Source organism: Leclercia sp. J807 (assembly GCF_009734465.1).
GTDB lineage: Bacteria > Pseudomonadota > Gammaproteobacteria > Enterobacterales > Enterobacteriaceae > Enterobacter.
Map to the genome: position 1 here is coordinate 1,784,815 of NZ_CP046446.1, position 25,783 is coordinate 1,810,597.

General features: G+C 56.5%; 23 protein-coding genes. 18 read left to right on the forward strand and 5 right to left on the reverse strand.

Annotated features, from left to right (window positions below):
• Positions 1 to 62 precede the first annotated feature (62 nt).
• The 6 genes from pabC to ptsG all read left to right on the forward strand — a co-directional run bounded on the left by pabC (position 63) and on the right by ptsG (position 6,065).
• On the forward strand, positions 63 to 872 hold the full coding sequence (gene pabC / locus GNG26_RS08350) for an aminodeoxychorismate lyase (protein ID WP_156238393.1): 810 nt from the start codon (positions 63 to 65) through the stop codon (positions 870 to 872).
• 2 nt (positions 873 to 874) lie between these two features.
• A complete protein-coding gene (gene yceG / locus GNG26_RS08355; RefSeq protein ID WP_156238394.1) occupies positions 875 to 1,897 on the forward strand; it encodes a cell division protein YceG in 1,023 nt (340 codons plus the stop codon).
• Positions 1,887 to 2,528 carry a dTMP kinase gene (gene tmk, locus GNG26_RS08360; protein WP_103823718.1) on the forward strand — a complete coding sequence of 214 codons (642 nt, stop codon included), beginning with the start codon at positions 1,887 to 1,889 and terminating at the stop codon, positions 2,526 to 2,528. The genes yceG and tmk overlap by 11 nt, the downstream gene beginning before the upstream one ends.
• The gene (gene holB / locus GNG26_RS08365) at positions 2,525 to 3,529 is read left to right on the forward strand and encodes a DNA polymerase III subunit delta' (RefSeq protein ID WP_156238395.1); all 1,005 of its coding nucleotides are present in this window, start codon (positions 2,525 to 2,527) and stop codon (positions 3,527 to 3,529) included. The genes tmk and holB overlap by 4 nt, the downstream gene beginning before the upstream one ends.
• A 10-nt stretch (positions 3,530 to 3,539) precedes the next feature.
• On the forward strand, positions 3,540 to 4,334 hold the full coding sequence (locus tag GNG26_RS08370) for a metal-dependent hydrolase (RefSeq protein ID WP_114315343.1): 795 nt from the start codon (positions 3,540 to 3,542) through the stop codon (positions 4,332 to 4,334).
• Between the two features lie 297 nt (positions 4,335 to 4,631).
• Positions 4,632 to 6,065: a PTS glucose transporter subunit IIBC gene (gene ptsG / locus GNG26_RS08375; RefSeq protein WP_103823721.1), complete on the forward strand. Its 1,434-nt coding sequence runs from the start codon at positions 4,632 to 4,634 to the stop codon at positions 6,063 to 6,065.
• 205 nt (positions 6,066 to 6,270) lie between these two features.
• Here the strand turns inward: ptsG and fhuE are convergent, their stop codons facing one another.
• On the reverse strand, positions 6,271 to 8,460 hold the full coding sequence (gene fhuE, locus GNG26_RS08380) for a ferric-rhodotorulic acid/ferric-coprogen receptor FhuE (RefSeq protein ID WP_103823723.1): 2,190 nt from the start codon (positions 8,458 to 8,460) through the stop codon (positions 6,271 to 6,273).
• 351 nt (positions 8,461 to 8,811) lie between these two features.
• Here fhuE and hinT point away from each other — a divergent pair, with 351 nt between their 5' ends.
• The 8 genes from hinT to GNG26_RS08420 all read left to right on the forward strand — a co-directional run bounded on the left by hinT (position 8,812) and on the right by GNG26_RS08420 (position 14,895).
• Positions 8,812 to 9,171: a purine nucleoside phosphoramidase gene (gene hinT / locus GNG26_RS08385; protein ID WP_139156331.1), complete on the forward strand. Its 360-nt coding sequence runs from the start codon at positions 8,812 to 8,814 to the stop codon at positions 9,169 to 9,171.
• A 1-nt stretch (position 9,172) separates the two neighbouring features.
• A complete protein-coding gene (locus tag GNG26_RS08390; RefSeq protein ID WP_103179104.1) occupies positions 9,173 to 9,541 on the forward strand; it encodes a YcfL family protein in 369 nt (122 codons plus the stop codon).
• A 10-nt stretch (positions 9,542 to 9,551) separates the two neighbouring features.
• A complete protein-coding gene (lpoB, locus tag GNG26_RS08395; RefSeq protein ID WP_103179105.1) occupies positions 9,552 to 10,202 on the forward strand; it encodes a penicillin-binding protein activator LpoB in 651 nt (216 codons plus the stop codon).
• Positions 10,183 to 11,007: a thiamine kinase gene (gene thiK, locus GNG26_RS08400; protein WP_156238396.1), complete on the forward strand. Its 825-nt coding sequence runs from the start codon at positions 10,183 to 10,185 to the stop codon at positions 11,005 to 11,007. Before lpoB ends, thiK begins: the two co-directional genes overlap by 20 nt.
• Before the next feature lie 11 nt (positions 11,008 to 11,018).
• Complete coding sequence (nagZ, locus tag GNG26_RS08405; protein WP_156238397.1) at positions 11,019 to 12,044, forward strand: beta-N-acetylhexosaminidase; 1,026 nt, start codon at positions 11,019 to 11,021, stop codon at positions 12,042 to 12,044.
• 34 nt (positions 12,045 to 12,078) lie between these two features.
• Positions 12,079 to 12,621: an alpha/beta hydrolase YcfP gene (gene ycfP, locus GNG26_RS08410; protein WP_032617568.1), complete on the forward strand. Its 543-nt coding sequence runs from the start codon at positions 12,079 to 12,081 to the stop codon at positions 12,619 to 12,621.
• Positions 12,622 to 12,854: 233 nt separating this feature from the next.
• On the forward strand, positions 12,855 to 14,159 hold the full coding sequence (locus GNG26_RS08415) for an NAD(P)/FAD-dependent oxidoreductase (protein ID WP_103823726.1): 1,305 nt from the start codon (positions 12,855 to 12,857) through the stop codon (positions 14,157 to 14,159).
• A gap of 196 nt (positions 14,160 to 14,355) precedes the next feature.
• Positions 14,356 to 14,895, forward strand: a complete 540-nt coding sequence (locus GNG26_RS08420; protein WP_103823727.1) for a glycine zipper 2TM domain-containing protein — start codon at positions 14,356 to 14,358, stop codon at positions 14,893 to 14,895.
• Between the two features lie 490 nt (positions 14,896 to 15,385).
• On the opposite strand, the gene GNG26_RS08425 is transcribed toward GNG26_RS08420, so the two are convergent.
• Complete coding sequence (locus GNG26_RS08425) at positions 15,386 to 16,021, reverse strand: TetR/AcrR family transcriptional regulator (protein ID WP_156238398.1); 636 nt, start codon at positions 16,019 to 16,021, stop codon at positions 15,386 to 15,388.
• A 242-nt stretch (positions 16,022 to 16,263) separates the two neighbouring features.
• Here GNG26_RS08425 and bhsA point away from each other — a divergent pair, with 242 nt between their 5' ends.
• Positions 16,264 to 16,521: a multiple stress resistance protein BhsA gene (gene bhsA, locus GNG26_RS08430; protein WP_103179112.1), complete on the forward strand. Its 258-nt coding sequence runs from the start codon at positions 16,264 to 16,266 to the stop codon at positions 16,519 to 16,521.
• A 77-nt stretch (positions 16,522 to 16,598) separates the two neighbouring features.
• Here the strand turns inward: bhsA and GNG26_RS08435 are convergent, their stop codons facing one another.
• From GNG26_RS08435 to GNG26_RS08445, 3 genes are all read right to left on the reverse strand, one after another.
• Positions 16,599 to 17,555 carry a L,D-transpeptidase family protein gene (locus GNG26_RS08435; protein WP_156238399.1) on the reverse strand — a complete coding sequence of 319 codons (957 nt, stop codon included), beginning with the start codon at positions 17,553 to 17,555 and terminating at the stop codon, positions 16,599 to 16,601.
• 152 nt (positions 17,556 to 17,707) lie between these two features.
• Positions 17,708 to 21,154: a transcription-repair coupling factor gene (gene mfd, locus GNG26_RS08440; RefSeq protein WP_156238400.1), complete on the reverse strand. Its 3,447-nt coding sequence runs from the start codon at positions 21,152 to 21,154 to the stop codon at positions 17,708 to 17,710.
• A gap of 119 nt (positions 21,155 to 21,273) precedes the next feature.
• On the reverse strand, positions 21,274 to 22,347 hold the full coding sequence (locus GNG26_RS08445; RefSeq protein WP_156238401.1) for an acyltransferase family protein: 1,074 nt from the start codon (positions 22,345 to 22,347) through the stop codon (positions 21,274 to 21,276).
• A 271-nt stretch (positions 22,348 to 22,618) separates the two neighbouring features.
• Here GNG26_RS08445 and lolC point away from each other — a divergent pair, with 271 nt between their 5' ends.
• Genes lolC through lolE form a run of 3 tightly spaced genes read left to right on the forward strand, consistent with a single transcriptional unit; the run spans position 22,619 to position 25,756 of the window.
• Positions 22,619 to 23,818 carry a lipoprotein-releasing ABC transporter permease subunit LolC gene (gene lolC / locus GNG26_RS08450; RefSeq protein ID WP_156238402.1) on the forward strand — a complete coding sequence of 400 codons (1,200 nt, stop codon included), beginning with the start codon at positions 22,619 to 22,621 and terminating at the stop codon, positions 23,816 to 23,818.
• On the forward strand, positions 23,811 to 24,512 hold the full coding sequence (gene lolD / locus GNG26_RS08455) for a lipoprotein-releasing ABC transporter ATP-binding protein LolD (protein ID WP_103823734.1): 702 nt from the start codon (positions 23,811 to 23,813) through the stop codon (positions 24,510 to 24,512). Before lolC ends, lolD begins: the two co-directional genes overlap by 8 nt.
• Positions 24,512 to 25,756, forward strand: a complete 1,245-nt coding sequence (lolE, locus tag GNG26_RS08460; protein ID WP_156238403.1) for a lipoprotein-releasing ABC transporter permease subunit LolE — start codon at positions 24,512 to 24,514, stop codon at positions 25,754 to 25,756. The genes lolD and lolE overlap by 1 nt, the downstream gene beginning before the upstream one ends.
• Positions 25,757 to 25,783: the final 27 nt, after the last annotated feature.

Sequence of the window (25,783 nt, forward strand, 5' to 3'; positions counted from 1 at the left end):
TTCTTCCCTTGTCCAGAGCCATCCTTCCTGCCAGACTATTCGACCATCTTAAAGGAGCCACCATGTTCTTGATAAATGGTATAAAGCAGGCACAGCTTCCGGCGAGTGACCGGGCGATTCAGTTTGGTGACGGATGCTTCACAACGGCCCGCATTGTCGAAGGCAAGGTCTGTTTGCTTGAGGCGCATCTGCAACGATTGCGGGCGGCCTGTGAAAAATTGTTCATTCCCTTTGCCCAGTGGACGGCGTTAGAAAATGAAATGACAGACCAGGCGCACGGCGTCGAACGGGGCGTATTAAAAGTGATTATTACCCGGGGAAGCGGCGGAAGAGGATACAGCGCGGCTGGCTGTCAGGATCCGGTTCGCATTCTGTCGGTATCTGCCTGGCCCGCCCATTACGATCGCTGGCGCAAGGAAGGCATTACCCTGGCATTAAGCCCGGTGAGGCTGGGACGTAATCCGCAGCTTGCGGGGATAAAACACCTCAACCGGCTTGAGCAAGTGCTGATTCGCTCCCATCTTGAACAGACCGACGCCGATGAAGCGCTGGTTCTTGACAGCGAAGGGTTCATTACGGAATGCTGTGCGGCGAATTTATTCTGGCGGCAGGGTAAGGATGTGTTTACCCCCCGTCTGGATCAGGCTGGCGTTAACGGTCTGATGCGGCAGTTTTGTCTGCGGCAACTGGCGCATTCCGGATTTCGCGTGGTCGAAGTGCAGGCGCGCGAGGCTGCGCTGACCGATGCTGACGAGATCGTCGTATGCAATGCGCTGATGCCTGTTGTGCCGGTGCGCCAGTATGGTCCTCACCATTTTATATCGCGTGAGTTGTACTCGTTTTTAGCCCCTCTGTGTGAGCAAACCAGATAGTCATGAAGAAAATGTTGCGCTTTATTCTCCTCGTCGTTGTCGTGCTGGGCATTGCCGCTGGCGTGGGGATGTGGAAAGTTCGCCAGCTGGCGGAGAGCAAAATCCTGATCGCCGACGAGACGGTATTTACCCTGAAACCCGGTACCGGACGGCTGGCGCTGGGTGAACAGCTGTACGGCGACAAGATCATTAACCGCCCGCGGGTATTCCAGTGGCTATTACGCGTGCAGCCGGAGCTGTCGCATTTTAAAGCTGGTACGTACCGCTTTACCCCAGGAATGACCGTGAAGGAGATGTTGGAGCTGCTTGAAAGCGGTAAAGAGGCGCAGTTCCCGCTGCGTTTTGTCGAAGGGATGCGTCTGAGCGACTACCTGAAGCAGCTGCGCGATGCGCCCTACATCAAGCACACGTTGCCGGACGACAGCTATGCCGCCGTCGCCGAGGCCCTGAAATTTGAGCACCCCGACAGGATAGAAGGCTGGTTCTGGCCCGATACCTGGATGTACACCGCGGGCACCACCGATGTGGCACTGTTGCAGCGTGCACATAAAAAGATGGTTGCAGCGGTGGAGAAAGCCTGGGAAGGGCGGATGGAAAACCTGCCGTATAAAGATCAGAACCAGTTTGTGACCATGGCTTCTATCGTCGAGAAAGAGACGGCAATCGCCAGCGAACGCGATCAGGTGGCCTCTGTGTTTATCAATCGTCTGCGTATCGGTATGCGTCTGCAGACTGACCCTACGGTGATTTACGGGATGGGTGAGAACTACAAGGGCAACATTTCGCGTAAAGATCTCGAAACCCCAACGGATTATAATACCTATGTCATTAGCGGATTACCCCCGGGGCCGATTGCCACGCCGGGTCAGGCATCGCTGAATGCCGCCGCGCATCCGGCCAAAACGCCGTATCTCTATTTCGTCGCGGACGGAAAAGGTGGACATACTTTTAACACCAATCTTGCCAGTCATAATCGTTCGGTCCAGGACTATCTGAAGGCACTTAAGGAAAAAAATGCGCAGTAATTACATCGTCATTGAGGGGCTGGAAGGCGCCGGGAAAACCACCGCACGCGATACGGTAGTCGAGACGCTGAAACAGTATGGCATCGAAGAGATGATCTTTACCCGCGAACCGGGCGGCACACAGCTGGCGGAAAAACTGCGTAGTCTGGTGCTGGACATTAAATCGGTCGGCGATGAAGTGATTACGGATAAAGCCGAAGTCATGATGTTCTACGCCGCGCGTGTCCAGCTGGTGGAAACCGTCATTAAACCTGCGCTGGCGCGTGGGTGCTGGGTCATTGGCGATCGCCACGATCTCTCCACCCAGGCTTACCAGGGCGGTGGCCGCGGCATTGACCAGACGATGCTCGCCACGCTGCGCGATGCGGTACTGGGGGATTTCCGCCCGAACCTGACGCTCTATCTTGACGTGACGCCAGAAGTGGGCCTGAAGCGCGCCCGCGCCCGTGGCGAACTGGATCGTATTGAGCAGGAGTCGCTGGACTTCTTCAACCGTACCCGCGCCCGCTATCTTGAGCTGGCCGCACAGGACAGCACCATTCGCACCATCGACGCCACCCAACCACTGGAAGCGGTGATGGACGCCATTCGTAAAACGGTCACCGACTGGCTGAAGGAACAACAGGCATGAAATGGTATCCATGGTTGCGCCCGCACTTAGAACAGCTGGTGAACAGCTACCAGTCCGGTCGGGGGCATCATGCGTTACTGATCCAGTCGCTGCCGGGAATGGGCGATGATGCGCTGATCTACGCCATCAGCCGTTTTCTGATGTGCCAGCAGCCCCAGGGGCATAAGAGCTGTGGCCAGTGCCGCGGCTGCCAGCTGATGCAGGCGCAGACGCACCCGGATTATTACGCGCTTGAGCCAGAGAAGGGCAAAACGACGCTGGGTATTGATGCGGTTCGCGCGGTCAGCGAGAAGCTGTACGAGCGCGCGCGGCTTGGTGGGGCGAAAGTGGTCTGGGTCAAGGATGCCGCCCAGCTGACCGAAGCGGCGGCCAACGCGCTGTTAAAAACCCTGGAAGAGCCGCCGGAAAATACCTGGTTCCTGATGGCCTGCCGTGAGCCCGGACGGTTGCTGGCGACTCTCCGAAGCCGCTGTCGCTTGCATCATCTTAACGTGCCGCAGGAGGCGTGGGCTATCAGCTGGCTTGCGCGGGAAGTGACAACGTCACAAGAAGCGGCGCTCAGCGCGCTGCGTCTGTGCGGCGGCGCGCCTGCAGCAGCGCTGGCGCTGTTGCAGCCCAACGTCTGGGGGCAACGCGAACAGCTTTGCCAGGCGCTTGGGGCTGTACCTGACAGTGGTGACTGGATGAGCCTGCTGCCGGTACTCAATCATGAACAGGCGCCCGATCGTCTGCACTGGCTGGCGGCATTGTTGCTGGATGCCCTCAAAATTCAGCAAGGGGCGACCTTGATCAGCAATGCCGATGCCTGGCAAGGGGTTAACAGCCTCGCCCGGCGCCTGCCAGGAGTGGCATTACGGGCTATCCTTCATGACGTATGTCAGTGTCGCGAACAATTACTCAGCGTAACGGGGGTGAATCGGGAGCTTGTGCTGACCGACCTGTTACTCACTATCGAGCATTACCTGCAACCGGGCACAACGCTGCCTGTATCCCATCTCTGAGAGAGACATTATGTTTTTAGTCGACTCACACTGCCATCTTGATGGCCTGGATTATCAATCCCTGCATAAAAACGTCGATGACGTGCTGGAAAAAGCCGCAGCCCGCGATGTGAAATTTTGTCTGGCGGTCGCCACAACGTTACCAGGCTACCGCACCATGCGTGAGCTGGTGGGCGTGCGCGACAACGTCGTTTTCTCCTGCGGCGTGCATCCGCTGAACCAGGATGAGGCCTATGACGTCGAGGATTTACGCCGTCTGGCGGCGGAAGAGGGCGTCGTCGCGATGGGCGAAACCGGGCTGGACTATTTTTACACCCCGGAAACGAAAGCCCGTCAGCAGGAATCATTCCGCGATCATATCCGTATTGGCCGGGAGCTGAACAAGCCAGTGATTGTCCACACCCGCGATGCCCGTGCCGATACGCTGGCGATCCTCTCAGAAGAAAAGGTGACGGATTGTGGTGGCGTACTACACTGTTTCACTGAAGACAGAGAAACAGCGGGCAAACTGCTGGATTTGGGTTTTTATATCTCGTTTTCCGGGATCGTGACGTTCCGTAACGCAGAGCAGCTTCGCGACGCTGCGCGATACGTCCCGCTCGATCGCCTGCTGGTGGAGACAGATTCCCCTTATCTGGCACCGGTACCGCACCGCGGTAAAGAGAACCAACCCGCGATGGTACGGGATGTGGCCGAGTATATGGCCGTTTTGAAAGGCGTCGATGTTGAAGAACTGGCACGCATTACCACTGATAACTTCGCCAGTCTGTTTCACATCGATCCCTCCCGCCTGCAATCAGCATGAATCGTCAGTTTTTTTTGGGCTCGTAATTAATAGCTAAAGCGAGTAAAGTTCACCGCCCGAACAGGGGCGGTGAATGCGTTTCTGGTAACATTTAGACACCTATTTTGTAAAAAACTGAAAGTTTTTCAGGTAACGAACGCTGAAACGTGATAGCCGTCAAACAAAGATCCGCAGATTTATTTTACTCTGCGTAATAAATAAAGGGCGCTTAGATGTCCTGTCCACGGCACGGTTCTCCCCCCGGGCCAATGCGTGAAAACGTAAAAAAAGCACAAATACTCAGGAGCACTCTCAATTATGTTTAAGAATGCATTTGCTAACCTGCAGAAGGTCGGTAAATCGCTGATGCTGCCGGTATCCGTACTGCCTATCGCAGGTATCCTGCTGGGCGTCGGTTCTGCAAACTTCAGCTGGCTGCCAGCCGTAGTTTCTCATGTGATGGCGGAAGCAGGCGGTTCTGTTTTTGCCAATATGCCACTGATCTTCGCTATCGGCGTTGCGCTTGGCTTCACCAATAACGACGGCGTATCTGCGCTGGCCGCTGTAGTTGCCTACGGCATCATGGTTAAAACCATGGCTGTGGTTGCACCTCTGGTGCTGCACCTGCCACCGGAAGAGATCGCTGCTAAACACCTGGCTGACACCGGGGTTCTGGGCGGTATCATCTCGGGTGCAATTGCGGCGTATATGTTTAACCGCTTCTATCGCATCAAGCTCCCTGAGTACCTGGGCTTCTTTGCAGGTAAGCGTTTTGTTCCAATCATCTCTGGTCTGGCGGCGATCTTCACGGGTGTGATCCTCTCCTTCATCTGGCCACCGATTGGTTCCGCTATCCAGACCTTCTCTCAGTGGGCGGCTTACCAGAACCCGGTTGTGGCGTTCGGTATCTACGGCTTCATCGAGCGTTGCCTGGTGCCGTTCGGTCTGCACCATATCTGGAACGTTCCTTTCCAGATGCAGATCGGCGAATACACCAACGCTGCGGGCCAGGTCTTCCACGGCGATATCCCACGTTACATGGCAGGCGACCCAACTGCAGGCAAACTGTCTGGCGGCTTCCTGTTCAAAATGTACGGCCTGCCGGCTGCTGCGATTGCAATCTGGCACTCTGCTAAACCAGAAAACCGTGCAAAAGTGGGCGGTATCATGATCTCCGCAGCGCTGACCTCGTTCCTGACCGGTATCACCGAGCCGATCGAGTTCTCCTTCATGTTCGTTGCGCCGATCCTGTACATTATCCACGCGATTCTGGCTGGTCTGGCATTCCCAATCTGTATCCTGCTGGGTATGCGTGACGGGACTTCTTTCTCGCACGGTCTGATCGACTTTATCGTCCTGTCCGGTAACAGCAGCAAACTGTGGCTGTTCCCAATCGTTGGTGCATGCTACGCGGTTGTGTACTACACCATCTTCCGTGTGCTGATCAAAGCGCTGGACCTGAAAACGCCAGGTCGTGAAGATGCAACAGAAGACAGCAAAGCGGGTGCGACCAGCGAAATGGCTCCGGCACTGGTTGCAGCCTTCGGCGGTAAAGAGAACATCACTAACCTGGACGCATGTATCACTCGTCTGCGTGTAAGCGTTGCTGATGTTGCGAAAGTTGACCAGCCGGGTCTAAAAAAACTGGGCGCAGCTGGTGTAGTTGTTGCAGGTTCCGGTGTACAGGCTATCTTCGGTACTAAATCCGATAACCTGAAAACCGAAATGGATGAGTACATCCGCAGCAACTAAGTTGTGACCTGGGGAGACTAAGGCAGCCGAATGGCTGCCTTTTTTATATCTGTAGTTTGTGACATGCCGGGTGGCGCTACGCTTACCCGGCCTACAAAGGCAACAACCGCACGAATCGTAGGCCGGGTAAGGCGTAGCCACCACCCGGCAAACAACGCGCACAAAAAAGGGAGCCATTGGGCTCCCTTAGACGCTACATGCTTTATCAGAACTGATAGCTTGCGGTAAGGCTCACGTTACGCGGTTCGCCATAGACAATTTCGCCCTCAATGTTAGTGTCGTAAGTCTTATCAAAGAGGTTATTCACATTACCCTGCAGGGAGAAGTTCTTCGTCACCTGATAACGCGTGAAAAGGTCTACCAGCGCATAGCTACCCTGTGAGGCACGCCAGGTGCCGTAAGGGGTGTCCTGATAGGTGTAAACACTGTTTTGCCAGTTAACGCCGCCACCAACGGTCAGCTCAGGCATCGCCGGCAGGCGGTAGCTGGTAAAGAGTTTCACCGTGGTCCGCGGCAGCTGCGGGTTCACCGCCTTGCCATCATTATCTTCCGCAACGTAACGCGTTGCGCCAAAGGTCATCTGCCAGTTATCGGTCAGCGCACCGTTGATTTCAAACTCCACGCCTTTACTCACGGTACCGTCTACGCTCTCGTAGGCCGTATCCGTGGAGCCCTGAATCGTCCGGCCGGTGCTTTGGCCCAGATTATCCTGCTCAATGCGGAAGACCGAGAGCGTGGTGGTCAGACGGCTGTTCATCCAGTCAGATTTCAGGCCCGCTTCGTAGTTATTCCCGGTGATCGGATCAAGATACCTGCCCGAGCTGTCACGGTAGTTCTGCGGCTGGAAGATAGAGGTATAGCTGGCGTAGGCTGACCAGTTGTCATTAATGTCGTAGACCAGACCGGCATAAGGGGTGGTGTGGTTCTTCTCCATGCCGTAGGTCAGGGTTTCAATGCTCCAGTTGGTATAACGGGCGCCAAGAATTAAATGCAGAGGATCGGCCAGGGAAATGCGCGTCGCGGCGTAGAGCGATTTCATATTGGTGGTGTCATCCTGGGCCAGCGACTGGGATCCCCAGTTGGTTTCCGGGAAGTAACCGTTGTAGTCGTAGAAACTGCCGAACTCATCCGGATAGACGTTGGCCCACGAGTTGGTGTAGCGGTTCGTCTGACGGCTGAAGCTGCCGCCAATCATCATGGTGTGCTGACGGCCCAACAGCTCGTAGCCGCCGTCAGCGAAGAGATCCACTGCGTCTACTTTACGCTTGCCGCTGTTCCAGCCGGTGCCACCAATATAATCATAGCCCGGGCCATAGTTCGCATAAGGGCCTTCCAGCATACCGGTGCTTTTATTGACGTAAGCATCCAGATACATCGCTTTACTGTCGAATTTCGCTTCGGTATGAGTCCCATTCAACGTGGCCTGCCAGTTGTCGGCAAAGCGCTGCTTCAGGGTGAAGAAGACCTTATTGAACTCTTTGTCGTTGTAAGCCCAGTCAGGTGAGGTGCTGTGCGCGCGATCGTAATGTCTGACGCTGCCATCGGTGTTCCAGCGCGGCAAACCACCCCACGTCTGGTTATTGATGTCGATACGCTGGTATTCGTAGCCTGCCGACAGTGAAGTGCTGGTGCCCAGGTCCGCGTCCAGAATACCGGAGAAGAAGGTGCGTTTCTGATTGTAGTTGTCGAGCCAGGAGTCGCTGTCCTGATAACCCGCCACAATGCGCGCCCGTAGGTTGCCATCTTCCGTCAGTGGACTTTGCATGTCCATCACGTAACGTTGCTTGTTCCAGCTGCCGTACTCTGCAGACAGGTTGCCTTTAAATTCACGGCTGGTGGCATGCTTGCGCACCATATTGATGGCCGCCGACGGGTTACCCGTTCCGGTCATCAGGCCGGTGGCACCGCGCACGACCTCGACGCGTTCAAACAGCGCCATATCTGACTGGGAATCACCCAGATTCCAGCGCGACTCAAAATAGGTTGGGATACCATCGACCATGTAGTTGTCGATTTCGAAACCACGGGAGTAATAATTGCTGCGATCGGAGTCAGTCGTGCTTTTGCTGATCCCCATCGTGCTGTCCATCACTTCGCCCAGGGTCTGAAGCTGCTGGTCTTCCATACGTTGTTCGCTGACGATGGTGACCGACTGCGGGATGTCACGTTGGATCATCTGCATTTTGGTGCCCACGGACGTGCTTTTTACGCTGTAGTCCTGGCTGTCATCGGCGGAGGCGTCCGACTGAAAAGAACCATCAACAATGACGGTATCTTCGGTGGGGGCGGCGAAAGCGGTGGCTGGCATCAATGCCATAGCAATGCAGGCTGCCAGCAACGAAGGTGTTGCGACAGACCGGGATTGCCCTTCCCTGGATTGAATGGTGAAAGACATCATTAAACCCTTATGTACGGTGAATGGTGTGCATCAGTCCCGTATCGACGGACTGAAATCATTTTTCTAGGTATAAATTGCGCATGAAAATGCAAATGCGAAATATACGCATTCGATTTATCACTGTAAACAGATGTTGCGACGGTAAGTGAAATAATGTTTCAGAGCGGGTGGAGGGGAGGTGGTTACTCCGCGAGCAGATCGGGCCGCATACGCAAAGAATTCGTGGGATAAGGTTGAAAGGACAGGAGAAAGTCGCTCATACTCTTTAGTCTTGCCACAAAATATTGCGCCTGCACCGGGCGGGTTGTTTCCGGGCTCGTCGCCAGATTAATGAATAAGGAAAACCTCATGGCTGAAGAAACCATTTTCAGTAAAATTGTCCGCCGCGAGATCCCGGCAGATATCATCTATCAGGATGAACTGGTTACCGCTTTTCGCGACATCTCCCCCCAGGCGCCTACGCACATCCTCATTATTCCCAATATTCTGATTCCGACGGTAAATGACGTGAAAACTGAGCATGAACTGGCATTAGGCCGTATGCTGACAGTAGCAGCGAAAATCGCTGAGCAGGAAGGCATTGCCGAGGACGGTTACCGTTTGATCATGAACTGCAACCGCCACGGTGGTCAGGAAGTTTATCACATTCATATGCATCTGCTGGGCGGTCGTCCGCTGGGCCCGATGCTGGCGCATAAAGGTCTTTAAGATGCAAAGAGGATGGATGGCGGCGCTGGTGATAGCGTTGGCAGGATGCAGTTCGCAACCGTCGATACCCGTCAATGACGATCAAACGCTGGTTATGGAGTCATCGGTGCTGGCGGCAGGGATCACCGCCGATCAGCCTTCGCTTTCGGTCAGCGAAATTCAACCGTCCGCCTCCTCTGTGCTGTTCAATGAAAGAGATGCGCCAGTTACCGTGCACTACCGTTTTTTCTGGTATGACGCCCGCGGCCTGGAAATGCATCCACTCGAGGCGCCGCGCAGCGTAACCATTCCGGCAAAATCGTCGGTTAAGCTATATGGCAGCGCAAATTATCTGGGTGCGCATAAGGTCAGACTTTATTTATATCTCTGAGGGGTGAATTTTGATTAAACAGATCGGTCGTTACGCGCTTGTCACGGCTTTTGCACTGTTCCTGTCGGGCTGTATTAGCCGCACTGAGCAACCACCTGCACCGGTGGAAGAGGTCAAACCGGGCGTCGAGCAGCCGGTTCAGCCAACCCAGCCGGTTCCTGTTGTTCCTACCGTGCCGAGCGTTCCTGCGCAGCCTGGTCCGATAGAGCATCAGGAAGAGCCCGCCCAGCCTGCACCGCGTGAACGTCACTACGACTGGAACGGCGCAATGCAGCCTATGGTCGGTAAGATGCTGCAGGCGCAGGGCGTTAACGCAGGCAGCGTGCTGCTGGTGGACAGCGTCAACAACCGCACTAACGGCAGTCTAAATGCTGGTGAGGCGACCGAAACGCTGCGTAATGCGCTGGCCAATAACGGCAAATTTACGCTGGTGTCCGCGCAGCAGCTCGCTGTCGCCAAGCAGCAGTTGGGCCTCTCCCCGCAGGATAGCCTGGGCTCACGCAGTAAAGCCATCGGCATTGCCCGTAACGTGGGCGCGCAGTATGTGCTTTACTCCAGCGCAACCGGCAACGTCAATTCCCCGGCGCTGCAAATGCAGCTGATGCTGGTTCAGACAGGGGAGATTATCTGGTCGGGTAAAGGTGCAGTTCAGCAACAGTAACCTGCCGCGCGACACGCTGCTGTCGCGCTATTTTCCGCAGTTTCGCATCGTCGCGTCGCCATCCCATGCCGGGTTGAGCGGCGCGAGCTGCATTATTGAGCATGCTGCGCGTCGTCTGGTGCTACGCCAGCGTCATGACGCCCTGGCAACGCCTGCCCATTTTCGCCGTCAGTACCATGCCCTGCGCCATCTTCCCGTCGACATTGCTCCTCAGCCGCACTTTTACAGTCCGGGCTGGATAGCGGTGGACTATCTGGCGGGGGAGGTCAAAACCACGTTGCCCGCCGCACCCGCGCTGGCCCGGATGTTGTATCATCTCCATCAACAGCCCGTGTTTGGCTGGCGTATCATCCTGATGCCGCTACTGGAGCAGTACTGGCTCCAGGCCTCGCCCTCCCGGCGCACGCCGTTATGGCTGCGATGGCACAAACGCCTGCAAAAGCGAGGGGAGCCACGCCCGCTGCGACTGGCGCCGCTGCACATGGATGTTCATGCCGGTAATATCGTGCATACGGACGCCGGCATCCGGCTGCTGGACTGGGAGTACGCGGGTGACGGAGATGTGGCGCTGGAGCTGGCGAGCGTCTGGACGGACAGTGACGCAGAGCGTCAGCAGCTGCTCGCTGCCTACGCCCAAGCTGCTCAGCTTGACCTGACGCCTCTGCAACGTCAGGTGAAGCGCTGGCGTCCCTGGGTACTGATGCTGATGGCAGGCTGGTTTGAGCTACGCTGGCAGCAATCACAAGATAAACAATTTATGACGCTGGCCGATGAGATCTGGCGCCAGTTAGAAACAACAGAATAAGAGAGGTTCGTGTGGGTCCGGTCATGTTGGATGTGGAAGGTTATGAGCTGGATGCGGAGGAGCGCGAAATTCTGGCGCACCCGCTGGTAGGTGGCTTGATCCTGTTTACGCGTAATTATCACGATCCGGCGCAGCTGCGCGAGCTGGTTCGCCAGATCCGGGAGGCCTCCCGTCACCGGCTGGTGGTGGCGGTGGATCAGGAGGGGGGCCGCGTGCAGCGATTCCGCGACGGCTTTACCCGTCTGCCCGCTGCCCAGTCGTTTGCCGCGCTGCTCGGGCTGGAAGAGGGCGGCAAGCTGGCGCAGGAGGCGGGCTGGCTGATGGCAAGCGAGATGATCGCCATGGATATTGATATCAGCTTTGCCCCGGTGCTGGATGTCGGCCATATCAGCGCCGCCATCGGTGAGCGTGCATACCATGACGAACCGCAGAAGGCGCTGCAAATGGCGACACGCTTTATCGACGGCATGCACGAGGCCGGGATGAAAACCACGGGGAAACACTTCCCGGGTCATGGCGCCGTGACGGCGGATTCCCACAAAGAGACCCCGCATGACCCCCGGCCACAGGCGGAGATCCGCGCCAGGGATATGTCGATTTTCAAATCGCTTATCAGCGACAACAAGCTTGATGCCATTATGCCCGCGCACGTGATCTATGCCGACGTTGATCCGCGTCCGGCCAGTGGCTCGCCGCACTGGCTAAAAACCGTCCTGCGTCAGGAGCTGGGCTTCAACGGTGTGATTTTCTCTGACGACCTGTCGATGGAAGGGGCGGCGATCATGGGCAGCTACGCGGAACGCGGTCAGGCATCGCTGGATGCAGGTTGCGATATGATCCTGGTCTGCAATAATCGTAAAGGCGCAGTGAGCGTGTTAGATAACCTGTCGCCGATCAAGGCTGAACGTGTTACACAATTGTATCATAAAGGTTCTTTTAGCCGTCAGGAACTGCGGGATTCAGCACGCTGGAAAACCGTCAATGCGCAACTTGAAGCGCTTCATGAGCGCTGGGAAGCGCATAAAGCGGGGCAATGATCCCTCCTGACAAGCGTAGTGTGACGAGGATACGATGATCATCTATTTGCACGGTTTTGATTCGAACAGTCCCGGTAATCACGAGAAGGTCCTGCAACTGCAGTTTATCGATCCGGATGTGCGGCTGATTAGCTACAGTACGCGCCATCCGAAACATGATATGCAGCATCTGCTGAAAGAAGTGGACAAAATGCTGCAACTGAACGTTGATGACCGTCCGTTGATTTGTGGCGTTGGCCTTGGGGGTTACTGGGCGGAGCGCATTGGGTTCTTATGTGATATTCGCCAGGTGGTGTTCAATCCTAACCTGTTCCCGAACGAGAACATGGAAGGCAAAATCGACAGGCCGGAAGAGTATGTTGATATCGCCACCAAGTGCGTGAGCAATTTCCGCGAGAAAAATCGCGATCGCTGCCTGGTGATCCTCTCCCGCAACGATGAGGCGCTCAACAGCCCACGGGCAGCGGAGCTGCTGCATCACTACTACGAAATTGTCTGGGATGAAGAGCAGACCCACAAGTTCAAAAATATTGCCCCTCATCTGCAGCGGATCAAAGCGTTCAAGACCTTAGGATAAGGCTCATTTTTTCAACCAGGCCCGGCCACCTACGTGAGCCGGGCTTTCTTTTTGCTAAGCTTGGGTGAATTTTAAGCGGCAAAACTTGATGCACATCAATTTTGGTATGACCAATGCACCGAACATGTTATTCTCATGGTCGTGGGATGGTTTCAGTGCTGTAACCTGTTGTTAATTAAAGGTTATTTTCATAACTTTTAGTTAACAATTGGTTAATAATTTAGGGGGTCACGTTGACTACACCATTGAAAAAGATAGTGATTGTGGGCGGCGGCGCAGGCGGGCTGGAGCTGGCTACGCAGCTGGGCAAGAAGCTCGGACGCGGCAAAAAAGCCAAAGTGACGCTGGTCGATCGTAACCACAGCCACCTGTGGAAACCGCTGCTGCACGAAGTTGCCACCGGTTCTCTGGATGAGGGCGTTGACGCGCTGAGCTATCTGGCGCATGCGCGCAACCATGGGTTCCAGTTCCAGTTGGGTTCAGTGGTCGATATCAACCGTGAAAGCAAAACCATTACCCTGGCGGAGCTGCGTGACGAGAAGGGCGAACTGCTGGTACCGGAGCGTAAGCTGGCGTACGACACCCTGGTGATGGCGCTGGGCAGTACCTCAAACGACTTCAACACGCCGGGCGTGAAAGAGCACTGCATCTTCCTGGATAACCCGCATCAGGCGCGTCGTTTCCATCAGGAGATGCTGAACCTGTTCCTGAAGTATTCCAATAACCTCGGCGCAAGCGGCAAGGTGAATATCGCTATTGTCGGCGGTGGCGCGACGGGCGTTGAGCTCTCTGCGGAGCTGCACAACGCGGTGAAACAGCTGCACAGCTATGGCTACAAAGGCTTAACCAACGACGCGCTGAACGTGACGCTGGTGGAAGCGGGCGAACGTATTCTGCCTGCACTGCCGCCGCGTATCTCCGGCGCGGCGCACAACGAGTTGACCAAACTGGGCGTGCGTGTTCTGACCCAGACGATGGTCACCAGTGCCGATGAACAGGGCCTGAACACCAAAGATGGCGAACACATTAAAGCCGATCTGATGGTCTGGGCGGCAGGCATCAAGGCGCCTGATTTCATGAAAGAGATCGGCGGGCTCGAGACCAACCGCATTAACCAGCTGGTGGTTGAGCCGACGCTGCAAACCACCCGCGACCCGGATATCTTTGCCATCGGCGACTGCGCCTCTTGCGCCCGTCCGGAAGGTGGGTTCGTGCCACCGCGCGCCCAGGCCGCACACCAGATGGCCAGCCTGGCACTGCACAATATCCTGGCGCAGGCGAAGGGCAAGCCGCTGAAGAACTATGTCTATAAAGATCACGGTTCTCTGGTGTCGCTCTCGAACTTCTCCACCGTCGGTAGCCTGATGGGTAACCTGATGCGCGGTTCGATGATGGTAGAAGGCCGTATTGCCCGCTTCGTCTACATCTCGCTGTACCGTATGCACCAGATTGCGCTGCACGGCTATTTCAAAACCGGGCTGATGATGCTGGTAGGCAGCATCAACCGCGTCATCCGTCCACGACTGAAGCTGCACTAACGCCTTTGCCCCTTCGCTCCCGCGAAGGGGCTTTTTCAGCATATCGTTCTGCAAATCGCCCTCACAAAGTCTAAGAGTCCTCCTAAACCGGCTCATTTTGCGCTTGTTCCCACATTTTTAATCCTTTCTCTGATTTGCCTGCACACACCTTTAGTTGCAGAATTGTTACTAATAGCAATACAAAGGAGAACGTCACATGAATAAATCCATGGTGGCAGGTATAGGGATTGGCGTGGTCGCCGCATTAGGTGTGGCGGCAGTTGCCAGTCTTAATGTTTTTGATCGTGGCCCGCAGTATGCGCAGGTGGTTTCGGCTACGCCTATTAAAGAGACGGTGAAAACACCGCGTCAGGAGTGCCGGAATGTGACCGTAACGCATCGCCGTCCTGTACAGGATGAAAACCGTATTGCCGGTTCTGTACTGGGTGCGGTGGCCGGTGGGGTGATTGGACATCAGTTTGGCGGCGGACGCGGTAAAGATGTCGCGACGGTCGTGGGCGCTCTGGGTGGCGGTTACGCGGGGAATCAGGCGCAGGGTGCCCTGCAGGCGCGTGATACTTACACCACCACCGAGCAGCGCTGTAAGACGGTCTACGATAAGTCAGAAAAAATGCTCGGTTACGATGTGACCTACAAAATTGGCGATCAGCAGGGCAAGATCCGTATGGATAAAGATCCCGGCACGCAGATCCCCCTTAATGGCGACGGCCAGCTGATACTGAATAACAAAGCATAAAAAAATCTGTTCTCTGCATTTAGCTCCCCATTCGCTCAGGCTGGGGAGCTTTTTTTGCGCATAAAAAAGACCTTAACAGCGGCGCGATGTGCGCCATGAGTAAGGTCTTTCCTGGAGAGGCTGCTGGGTGACAGGGGTTAAAGGTCGAATTCATTATACTGGCGCAGTAACATAAATCCCGTTATCAGTACGGAAAGAAAAGCAAATAAAACTGACCCACCACATAAAACCCAGAGACCGAATAACAATGTAATGACTATTAACACCTTAAAAAAAGGTAATAGCAAAATCATTATATTCTCCTTCTGAATGTGAATAGCCAGAACGCCTTCGTCATAACTAATGCACCTAATCATTAGCACATCAATAATCACAGGTTAAGCATAGCAAGCGGTGAAGCCGTGGTGATAGCTTTTAACTATCTTTCTATGAAGTATAGCGGAAGCTGCGGTGAGAAAAGGGGGAGCAGGGCGGCAGACCGCCCTGAAAATCAGACTTTCAGCAGTTCAGGCCATAGCCGCAGGGTTATCTGGGTGACAGTCAGCAGTTTTTCCAGGCTGGCCCCTTCGCGGGCACTGATGGACATACCCTGCAAAATGCAGCTCAGATATTGGGCAAGTTTCTTCGGATCGCACTGCACCGGGATCTCACCGCGCTGCTGACGCTGCTGTAAAAACTGGCACAGCGTCTCTTCCTGCATGGCATGGCGAGATTTAACCGTATGGGCAATCTCTTCAGAAGAGGCTGCAAGCGTGGCCGACGTGTTAATCATAAAACAGCCCGCAGGGGTATCTTTGCTGGTAAAGCAGGTCGCCACCGCGGTGAAATAGTCTTCCAGCGCCCGTTCAACGGGCTTCTCCTCGCAAAACAGCTGCGCTTCATGGCGGGCGGCGAAACGGCTGATATAGCGATCCAGCACCGCCCGGAACAGCCCCTCTTTATTGGTAAATTCTGCATACAGCGTAGGCGCTTTCGCCCCCGTCGCGGCAACCAGGTCAGCCAGTGATGTGGCTTCATACCCATGCTGCCAGAACAGCGTCATGGCCTTGTCCAGCGCCGCTTCCCTGTCGAACACTTTTGGTCGGCCACGGCTTTTCTTTTCGCAACGCGTGTCATCGGTTGTCATGAGCCGTTGTACCTCTGTTGGATTGTTGAACGACCATTATAAAAATAATCCCTTTCCGCAGCCAGCGCCGCATGAATAAAAATTTATTCATCATATCAATATGAATTTAAACGCTTTTAAAATTATTTTAATGATCGTTATAAAAATAAATTGACGTGTGATGTAGATCACATCTATCATTTTGTTATCGATCGTTAAGTTAATGCTTACGACATCCCGTTCACTTGCAAAAGGTCCTTATCATGAAAAACGTAAAAACAATCATCGCCGCTGCAGTACTCAGCTCACTCTCATTTGCCAGCTTCGCTGCGGTTGAGGTTCAGTCTACCCCTGCCGATCAACAAAAGGTGGGCACCATCTCTGCGAACGCCGGGACTAACCTGAGCTCTCTTGAAAGCCAGTTAGCGCAAAAAGCGGATGAAATGGGGGCGAAATCTTTCCGTATCACTTCCGTAACCGGCCCGAACACCCTGCACGGTACCGCAGTGATCTACAAATAAGCATGGCTTAACCCTCATTAATGCCACTGCGAAAAAAAACGCTCTGCCTGTGCAGAGCGTTTTTTTATCTGTTAAGGCTACAGCGCCTGGGTAGTGGGGTGAGGAGTCACATCTACCGGCATACCCGAACGCGCTTCCATGGCGCGCTCCATAACGACCTCGTCAGCGCTGGCTTTAAAGCCCTGCTGCGCAGCATTCAGGACAATCGGCAGGGTCTGGGGATCGTCATTCAGCGCTTTTGACAGCGGCTGATGAACCTCCACCAGGCGTACGCCGCCAGGCTCTTCTGACACTTTAATCGGCGTGTTCATGATATTCACTTTGGTACCGGGCTGGACCACGCGGAACAACGTCTCGATGTCATTATCCCGCAGGCGAATACAGCCGGAGCTGACGCGCATGCCGATGCCAAAATCGGCATTGGTGCCGTGCAGCAGATAGACCCCACCGTAGGCCGCCAGGCGAATGGCGTGATGACCCATCGGGTTATCCGGTCCGGCGGGGACCACCGCTGGCAGATCGATACCCTGGGCTTTATAGCGGGCGCGGATGTTGGCGGTTGGGGTCCAGGTTGGATTGGCGCGTTTGTCCGACACCGTAGTGACCATGGTTGGCGTCAGGGTATCGCCCCCCAGTTGGCCAATACCGATGGGGTAAACCGTGACCTCGTTTTTACCCGGCGGATAATAGTAGAGCCGCAGTTCAGCCAGGTTGATCACAATCCCTTCCCGCGGGGCATCGGGAAGAAGGGTCTGAAGCGGGATGGTCAGGACACTGCCTGCACGGGGGACGTAGGGATCGACACCCGGGTTAGCCTGCAGCAGCGCCAGGAAACCGACGTTATATTTTTTGGCAATCGCCTCCAGCGAACCGCCATCGTTTTCCACCACATGAAAACGATTTTCACCCACCAGCCGACTACCCGCCGGGGGCAGGGGCCAGGTATTCGCTTGGGCGGGTAGGGCAAGCGCCACGGTTGCGAGGAGTGCAACCACCGATATCCAACGGGTAAAACGCGACGTTTTTATCATCACCAGAATCCATAGCAATAAAGATTATTATTATCTGAACGTTAATTGATAATTATGGCGAATGAGTGTGTCGGGAAGTCCAGGGGGATTGCAAAGAGTTGTAAATTGCGCAGCGAAAATCATGCCGGGCGACCCGATGGTAGCCCGGCACAGGGTCAGGCTACGGCATTCTCTTCAAGCTGACGCATAAAGTTACGTACCCAGTCCATGCGGGTTTTGCGCTCCGCCAGATCCTGGGTGAATTTCAGGCGCGTCGGTCCATCGAGCCGGAAGTGCTGGGGCTGTTTTTGCAGCAGGCCGATCAGCCACATCGGATCGACGTGGTTCTTCTCGGCAAACTCAATCATGCCGCCTTTATCATTCCCCTCCAGCTTGCGGATCCCCAGCTTCTGCGCCTGCTGGCGTAAACGGGCAATATCCAGCAGGTTACGCGCTGCATCCGGCAGCAGGCCAAAGCGGTCGATCAGCTCCACTTTTATCTCTTCCAGACTCGCTTCGTCTTTGGCGCTGGCAATGCGTTTGTAGAACGACAGGCGGGTGTTAACGTCCGGGATAAAATCATCCGGCAGCAGGGACGGCATCCGCAGTTCCACTTCCGTTTGCTGGCTGGTGAGATCTTCCAGCGACGGCTCGCGCCCCGCCTTCAGGGCATCGACGGCGTTTTCCAGCAGCTCCATGTAGAGCGAGAAACCGATGGTTTCCATCGAGCCGCTCTGATCTTCCCCAAGCAGTTCGCCCGCGCCACGGATCTCCAGGTCGTGGGTGGCCAGCGCAAAACCGGCGCCCAGATCTTCCAGCGAGGCGATGGCTTCGAGACGCTTCTGCGCATCGGGGGTCATCGCTTTCGGGTGCGGGGTCATCAGCCAGGCATAGGCCTGATGGTGCGAACGTCCGACACGGCCACGCAGCTGGTGGAGCTGGGCCAGGCCAAAGTGATCCGCTCGCTCAATAATGATGGTATTGGCGGTAGGGATATCGATACCGGTTTCGATGATGGTGGTGCAGACCAGCACGTTAAAGCGCTGGTGATGGAAATCGTTCATCACCCGTTCCAGCTCGCGTTCGCGCATCTGGCCGTGGCCGATGGCGATCCGCGCTTCCGGCACCAGCTCCGCCAGCCGGTCGGCCGCTTTCTGGATATTCTCGACATCGTTATAGAGATAATAAACCTGGCCGCCGCGCAGCACTTCACGCAGGATCGCCTCGCGCACCACCAGGTTATCGTACTCGCGGACAAAGGTCTTCACCGCCAGACGGCGGGCAGGCGGCGTGGCGATAATCGACAGATCGCGCATGCCGCTCATCGCCATATTTAACGTGCGCGGGATCGGCGTGGCGGTGAGGGTCAGGATATCGACATCGGCGCGCATCGCTTTGATGCGCTCCTTGTGGCGCACGCCGAAGCGGTGCTCTTCGTCGACAATCAGCAGCCCCAGATCTTTCCACTTCACGTCGCTCTGCAGCAGTTTATGGGTGCCGATCAGAATGTCGATCTTGCCCTCGCTTGCCTGCTCCAGGATCTGCGCCTGCTCTTTGGCGCTGCGAAAACGCGACATCATCTCAATGCGCACTGGCCAGTTGGCAAAGCGGTCGCGGAAGTTATCGTAGTGCTGCTGCGCCAGCAGGGTGGTGGGCACCAGAACCGCCACCTGCTTGTTGTTCTCCACCGCCAGGAAGGTGGCGCGCATCGCCACTTCGGTTTTACCGAAGCCCACATCGCCGCAGACCAGACGATCCATCGCCAGCGGCTGACACATGTCGCTCAGCACGGCGTTAATCGCCTGGGCCTGATCCGGGGTGGTTTCAAACGGGAAGCTGTCGCAGAAGAGCTGATACTGCTCTTTATCATGCTTGAAGGCGTAGCCCGCCTTCGCCGCGCGCTGGGCGTAGATATCCAGCAGCTCCGCCGCCACATCGCGCACTTTCTCTGCCGCTTTCTGCCGCGCCCGCGCCCAGGCATCGCCGCCGAGCTTGTGCAGCGGGGCATTCTCTTCCGCACCGCCCGCATAGCGACTGATCAGGTGCAGGGACGACACCGGCACATAGAGTTTGGCGTCGTTGGCGTACAGCAGCATCAAGTATTCACCTTTGATGCCGCCCGCTTCCAGGGTGGTCATCCCCGCATAACGGCCTACGCCATGCTCAAGATGGACAATCGGCTGGCCGGGATGCAGCTCCGCCAGGTTGCGGATCAGCGTGTCCGGGTTGATGGTGCGACGGTTGTCCTGACGGCGGCGCGCCACGCGCTCACCCAGCAGATCGCTTTCGCAGATCAGCGCCAGATTATTGAGCGTATCAATAAACCCATGCTCGGCGGCGCCGATCATCAGATAGCGCCCGGTGCCGCTGGCCTCGTCCAGTCGCAGGATCCGCTTCGGTGCGACCTTAATGCGGCCAAGCAGCTCGCCCAGCGCCTCACGGCGCCCTTCGCTTTCCACAGAGAAGATCACCGGGCCGGTAAAGGATTCGAGGAACTTACGCAGGTTATCCAGCGGCGATTTGTTCTGCGCCTGCACCGCGAGGTCTGGCAGCGGCTGATAGGCCAGGTTGGTATTGGCAGCTTTCTCCGGCAGGCTGTCGGTTTTAAGCTGCATGCGCGGCCAGCGTTTCAGCTCGCTGAACAGCTCATCGGTGCGCAGCCAGAGCAGCTCGGGCTCCAGCAGCGGGCGCATCGGATCAACACCCCGATTTTCAAAGCGGGCGCGGGTTTCACTCTCGAAACGGCTGGCGCTGGTCTCCAGATCGCCGGTGTTGAGCACCAGCGTGTTGGCCGGGAAATAGCTGAACAGGGCAGGCAGCGGCTCGCTGAAGAACAGCGGCTGCCAGTATTCGATCCCTGACGGCAGGGTGCCTTTGCTCACCTGTTGGTAGATATGCTCGGCGTCGCGCTTGACGTCAAACTTATCGCGCCACTGGCTGCGGAAGAGCTCAATGGCGGTTTTGTCGGTCGGGAATTCGTGGGCCGGCAGCAGGTTGATGGCCTCCACTTCCTCCAGCGTGCGCTGGGTATCGGCATCAAACAGGCGCAGGCTGTCGATTTCGTCGTCGAAAAAGTCCAGACGATAAGGTTGTTCACTGCCCATAGGGTAGAGGTCGAGCAGCGCGCCGCGGGTGGCGTACTCCCCGTGCTCCATGACCTGATCGACATGGCGATAGCCCGCGCTGTCGAGCTGCACGCGCAGGCCATCCCTTGAGAGGCGCTGGCCTTTTTTCATCACCAGCGCGTGACCGTGCAGATAGCTGTGTGGGCAGACGCGCTGCATCAGGGTATTGACCGGCACAATCAGCACGCCGCGCTGCATGGAAGGCAGCTGATACAGCGTGGAGAGGCGCGAGGAGATGATCTCCTGGTGTGGCGAGAAGCTGTCGTAGGGCAGCGTCTCCCAGTCGGCAAGGCTGGTGACCAGCTGATCGGTGAACTGGCGGATCTCATCATGCAGACGCAGGGCGTTTTGCATGTCCGGCGCGACCAGTACCACCGGGCCCTGATGACGCTCTGCAATTTCCGCCACCAGCGTGGCGCAGGCTGCCCCGGTCAGTTCACCTAACTGGCGTTGGTCGCCCGCTTTGACGGGCAGGGAAAAACGATTTTGTTCAGGCATGGCTTTGTCAGGATCTCGTATGGGCATATCACTGATACACAATGTCTTTATTATCCTTGATCGTTTTACATTAGCAAACCGTAACCGCACACAGCGCAAAGCTGCCTCTCACAGGGGCGCTAGCGTGTCGCCTGAACCAGCGTCAGCCGGGCGGGTGGGGTAAAGAAAATATCTCCGGCCAGCGCGCGGGAGAGGTTACGCGCCCCCAGCCCCACCAGGGTGCAGATCAGCAGGCTGGCAAACGGGTAGATCAGAACCAGCGTCAGCTCCGCCCATACCGGCCAGGTGCCGCCATTCAGCTGGTGAATCATCAACAGGCTGACCCCTTCAATAAGAATGCGGTGGGTGGTGTAAATCGCAATGGTGTTGGAGCCAACCACGTTCAGCACATTGTCAGGGCCCACGGCGAAACGCTGCTCCAGGCGGTAGAACAGGGCCATAATCAGCAGGATCGACAGCAGCGACAGCGGCAGGGGAACCCCGACAAACCACAGCACGACGGAGACCACCCCGAACGCCGCAACCGCCAGGGCGTCACGGCGCCACACCCGGCTCTGCATCCACGCCATCAACTGCACGCCGTACCAGGCCCCGAGGCTGTAATAGATCATATTGCGCACCACGCTGTTCATCCCCCACCACGGCAGCGGCACAAAGTTGATGGCGATGCTGGCGAGCGCCAGCAGCCCGATAAGCGGCAGCTTCCAGCGGCTCAGCAGCTTGCAGAGCGTAAAATAGACCACCAGGGCGTAGAGATACCACAGGCTGGTGCTGGCAGTGAGCATGCCGGTGATAAAGCCGGTCAGCGAGTCGGCATAGGCGGCGTTCGACGCGGTATTGAGATCCCGCTCCGGCGCCAGCCACGCATTAAGATGGGTCAACGCCTGCCACTGTAATACTCCCCACAGCGCCAGCACCCAGATAATGCTCCAGAGCCGTTTGTCCAGGCAGGTTTTCCAGTCGACCTCGTCAATGTAGCGCCGGACCAGATACCCCGAAATAAAGAAGAACACCGGCATGCGGAAGGGGGCGAGATAGAGATTGAACGTTACCCAACATTTGGCGAGCAGCACCGAAAGGGGAGCATGCAGCGCCTCAAGATGGGGATAAAAGGTGATCACCGAGTGGTAAATCACCACCAGGCAGATGCAGAGTCCTTTTATCTGGTTAATCCATAGAGCTTTTTGTTTCATCGCGTTCCGGGTCCTGTTATTACCTTAATCGAGCGGGTAAGTGTGTTGCGCGGCGGGCGGGATGTAATGGGTAAGAGTCTGTATCCGGATGCTTTTCAGAAAAGCTGCAAACACCTGCGCGGGACAGGGCGTCTTACGAAAGGGGGATATTGCGCTGATTTAACGTGCTTTTTCAGACAAATGATAAGCAAAGCTTACGGTTTCAGTCATTTACCCTTAGCGGATTCGCTTATATACTCGTGGGTCTGCTACCAGCAAACAGACGGATTTCATGTATCAACCTGTCGCACTTTTCATAGGCTTACGTTATATGCGTGGGCGCGCCGCGGACCGATTCGGTCGCTTTGTCTCCTGGCTTTCCACCATTGGCATTACGCTTGGCGTGATGGCGCTGGTGACGGTTCTCTCCGTCATGAACGGCTTTGAGCGCGAGCTGCAAAATAACATTCTGGGGCTGATGCCACAGGCGATCCTCTCATCCAGCAGCGGGTCGGTGAATCCGCAGCAGCTGCCACAAAGCGCCGTCAAGCTGCAGGGCGTAAGCCGCGTGGCGCCGATCACCTCCGGTGACGTGGTGCTCCAGAGCGCGCGCAGCGTGGCGGTCGGGGTGATGCTCGGCATCGACCCGGCGCAAAAGGATCCCCTGACGCCGTTTCTGGTTAACGTCAAACAGAGCGATCTGGCTCCCGGCCAGTACAACGTCATTCTCGGCGAACAGCTTGCCGGCCAGCTCGGCGTCAACCGCGGCGATCAGCTGCGGGTGATGGTTCCGTCTGCCAGCCAGTTTACCCCGATGGGGCGTCTGCCGAGCCAGCGCCTGTTTAACGTAATCGGCACCTTCGCCGCCAACAGCGAAGTGGATGGCTACCAGATGCTGGTCAATATCCAGGACGCGTCGCGCCTGATGCGTTACCCGCTCGGCAACATCACCGGCTGGCGTCTGTGGCTCAACGAGCCGCTGAAGGTCGATGTGTTAAGCCAGCAAACCCTGCCGGAAGGCACCAAATGGCAGGACTGGCGCGAACGCAAAGGCGAGTTGTTCCAGGCCGTGCGCATGGAAAAAAACATGATGGGCCTGCTCCTGAGCCTGATTGTGGCGGTTGCCGCCTTTAACATCATTACCTCGCTGGGCCTGATGGTGATGGAGAAGCAGGGCGAAGTGGCGATCCTGCAAACCCAGGGGCTGACGCCGCGGCAGATCATGGCGGTCTTTATGGTGCAGGGCGCCAGCGCCGGGATTGTCGGCGCACTGCTCGGCGCGCTGCTCGGTACGCTGCTGGCCAGCCAGCTCAATAATTTAATGCCGATTATCGGCGCGCTGCTCGACGGCGCGGCACTGCCGGTGGCCATTGAGCCGCTGCAGGTAGTGGGCATTGCGCTGGCTGCGATGGCCGTTGCCTTACTCTCCACGCTTTATCCTTCATGGCGCGCTGCCGCCACCCAACCCGCTGAGGCTTTACGTTATGAATAAGATCCTGTTGCAATGCGACAACCTGTGCAAACGCTATCAGGAAGGCACGGTGCAGACGGACGTCCTGCACAATGTCAGCTTCAGCGTCGGGGAAGGGGAGATGATGGCGATTGTCGGCACCTCCGGCTCCGGAAAAAGTACCTTACTTCACCTGCTCGGCGGGCTGGATACGCCGACCTCCGGGGACGTGGTCTTCTCCGGCACACCGCTGAGTACCATGTCATCTGGCGCAAAGGCCGATCTGCGTAACCGCGAGCTGGGCTTTATCTATCAGTTCCACCACCTGCTGCCGGACTTTACGGCGCTGGAAAACGTGGCGATGCCGCTGCTGATCGGCAAAAAGAAACCGGCTGAAATCAACGCCCGCGCCAGCGATATGCTGAAAGCGGTCGGGCTGGGCCACCGAGGTAATCATCGTCCTTCCGAGCTCTCCGGCGGCGAGCGCCAGCGTGTGGCGATTGCCCGTGCGCTGGTAAATAATCCGCGCCTGGTGCTGGCGGATGAACCGACCGGTAACCTGGATGCCCGCAACGCCGACAGCATCTTCCAGCTTCTCGGCGAACTGAATGCCTCCCAGGGCACCGCCTTCCTGGTGGTGACCCACGATCTGCAGCTGGCAAAACGCATGTCCCGCCAGCTGGAGATGCGTGACGGTCGCCTGAATACCGAACTGACCCTGATGGGGGCAGATTGATGGCCTCACCGTTATCGTTACTCATCGGCCTGCGTTTTAGCCGGGGACGCCGCCGCAGCGGCATGGTGTCGCTGATCTCGGTCATCTCCACCGTCGGTATCGCGCTGGGCGTGGCGGTACTGATTGTTGGCCTCAGCGCCATGAACGGCTTCGAGCGTGAGCTGAACAACCGCATTCTGGCGGTGGTGCCGCACGGCGAAATTGAGCCGGTTAACCAGCCGTGGAATAACTGGAACGACGCCCTGAATAAGGTGGAAAAGGTGCCGGGCATTGCCGCGGCTGCGCCCTATATCAATTTCACCGGGCTGGTGGAGAGCGGCGCAAACCTGCGCGCTATCCAGGTGAAAGGGGTGAACCCGCGCCAGGAAGAGAAGCTCAGCGCGCTGCCACAGTTTATCCAGAAAGAGGCCTGGGCCAACTTTAAAGCTGGCGATCAGCAGATTATCCTCGGTAAGGGGGTGGCCGACGCGCTGAAAGTGAAGCAGGGCGACTGGGTGTCGATCATGATCCCGAACGCCAGCGCCGATCATAAGCTTCAGCAGCCGAAGCGCGTGCGTCTGCACGTGACCGGTATTTTGCAGCTAAGCGGTCAGCTCGATCACAGCTTTGCTATGGTGCCGCTGGAAGATGCGCGCCAGTATCTCGATATGGGCAGCAGCGTCACCGGGATCGCCATCAAGGTTAACGAGGTCTTCAACGCCAACAAACTGGTACGCGACGCCGGGGAAGTGACCGACAGCTATGTCTACATCAAGAGCTGGATCGGCACTTACGGGTATATGTATCGTGATATCCAGATGATCCGCGCCATCATGTACCTGGCGATGGTGCTGGTGATCGGCGTGGCCTGTTTTAACATCGTCTCTACCCTGGTGATGGCGGTGAAAGACAAGAGCGGCGACATCGCGGTGCTGCGTACCCTCGGGGCAAAAGATGGTCTTATTCGTGCCATCTTCGTCTGGTATGGTCTGCTGGCGGGGCTGCTGGGTAGCCTGTGCGGTGTGGTCATCGGCGTGGTGGTTTCATTGCAGTTGACGCCGATCATCAACGGTCTTGAGGCCCTGATTGGGCATCAGTTCCTGTCGGGCGATATCTATTTTATTGACTTCCTGCCATCTGAATTGCACTGGCTGGACGTTTTTTATGTGCTGGTTACAGCACTTTTACTGAGTCTGCTGGCAAGCTGGTATCCGGCGCGTCGCGCAAGCCGAATTGATCCGGCGAGGGTATTAAGTGGCCAGTAATTACGTCATGATCCGGTGAGCGTTGCC

Coding starts and splice junctions, on each gene's coding strand:
- lolC (WP_156238402.1), top strand. CDS start 22,619: ATGTATCAACCTGTCGCACTTTTCATAGGCTTACGTTATATGCGTGGG.
- tmk (WP_103823718.1), top strand. CDS start 1,887: ATGCGCAGTAATTACATCGTCATTGAGGGGCTGGAAGGCGCCGGGAAA.
- yceG (WP_156238394.1), top strand. CDS start 875: ATGAAGAAAATGTTGCGCTTTATTCTCCTCGTCGTTGTCGTGCTGGGC.
- GNG26_RS08420 (WP_103823727.1), top strand. CDS start 14,356: ATGAATAAATCCATGGTGGCAGGTATAGGGATTGGCGTGGTCGCCGCA.
- holB (WP_156238395.1), top strand. CDS start 2,525: ATGAAATGGTATCCATGGTTGCGCCCGCACTTAGAACAGCTGGTGAAC.
- fhuE (WP_103823723.1), bottom strand. CDS start 8,460: ATGTCTTTCACCATTCAATCCAGGGAAGGGCAATCCCGGTCTGTCGCA.
- GNG26_RS08370 (WP_114315343.1), top strand. CDS start 3,540: ATGTTTTTAGTCGACTCACACTGCCATCTTGATGGCCTGGATTATCAA.
- pabC (WP_156238393.1), top strand. CDS start 63: ATGTTCTTGATAAATGGTATAAAGCAGGCACAGCTTCCGGCGAGTGAC.
- lolD (WP_103823734.1), top strand. CDS start 23,811: ATGAATAAGATCCTGTTGCAATGCGACAACCTGTGCAAACGCTATCAG.
- bhsA (WP_103179112.1), top strand. CDS start 16,264: ATGAAAAACGTAAAAACAATCATCGCCGCTGCAGTACTCAGCTCACTC.
- ycfP (WP_032617568.1), top strand. CDS start 12,079: ATGATCATCTATTTGCACGGTTTTGATTCGAACAGTCCCGGTAATCAC.
- ptsG (WP_103823721.1), top strand. CDS start 4,632: ATGTTTAAGAATGCATTTGCTAACCTGCAGAAGGTCGGTAAATCGCTG.
- hinT (WP_139156331.1), top strand. CDS start 8,812: ATGGCTGAAGAAACCATTTTCAGTAAAATTGTCCGCCGCGAGATCCCG.
- GNG26_RS08425 (WP_156238398.1), bottom strand. CDS start 16,021: ATGACAACCGATGACACGCGTTGCGAAAAGAAAAGCCGTGGCCGACCA.
- mfd (WP_156238400.1), bottom strand. CDS start 21,154: ATGCCTGAACAAAATCGTTTTTCCCTGCCCGTCAAAGCGGGCGACCAA.
- GNG26_RS08390 (WP_103179104.1), top strand. CDS start 9,173: ATGCAAAGAGGATGGATGGCGGCGCTGGTGATAGCGTTGGCAGGATGC.
- GNG26_RS08445 (WP_156238401.1), bottom strand. CDS start 22,347: ATGAAACAAAAAGCTCTATGGATTAACCAGATAAAAGGACTCTGCATC.
- lolE (WP_156238403.1), top strand. CDS start 24,512: ATGGCCTCACCGTTATCGTTACTCATCGGCCTGCGTTTTAGCCGGGGA.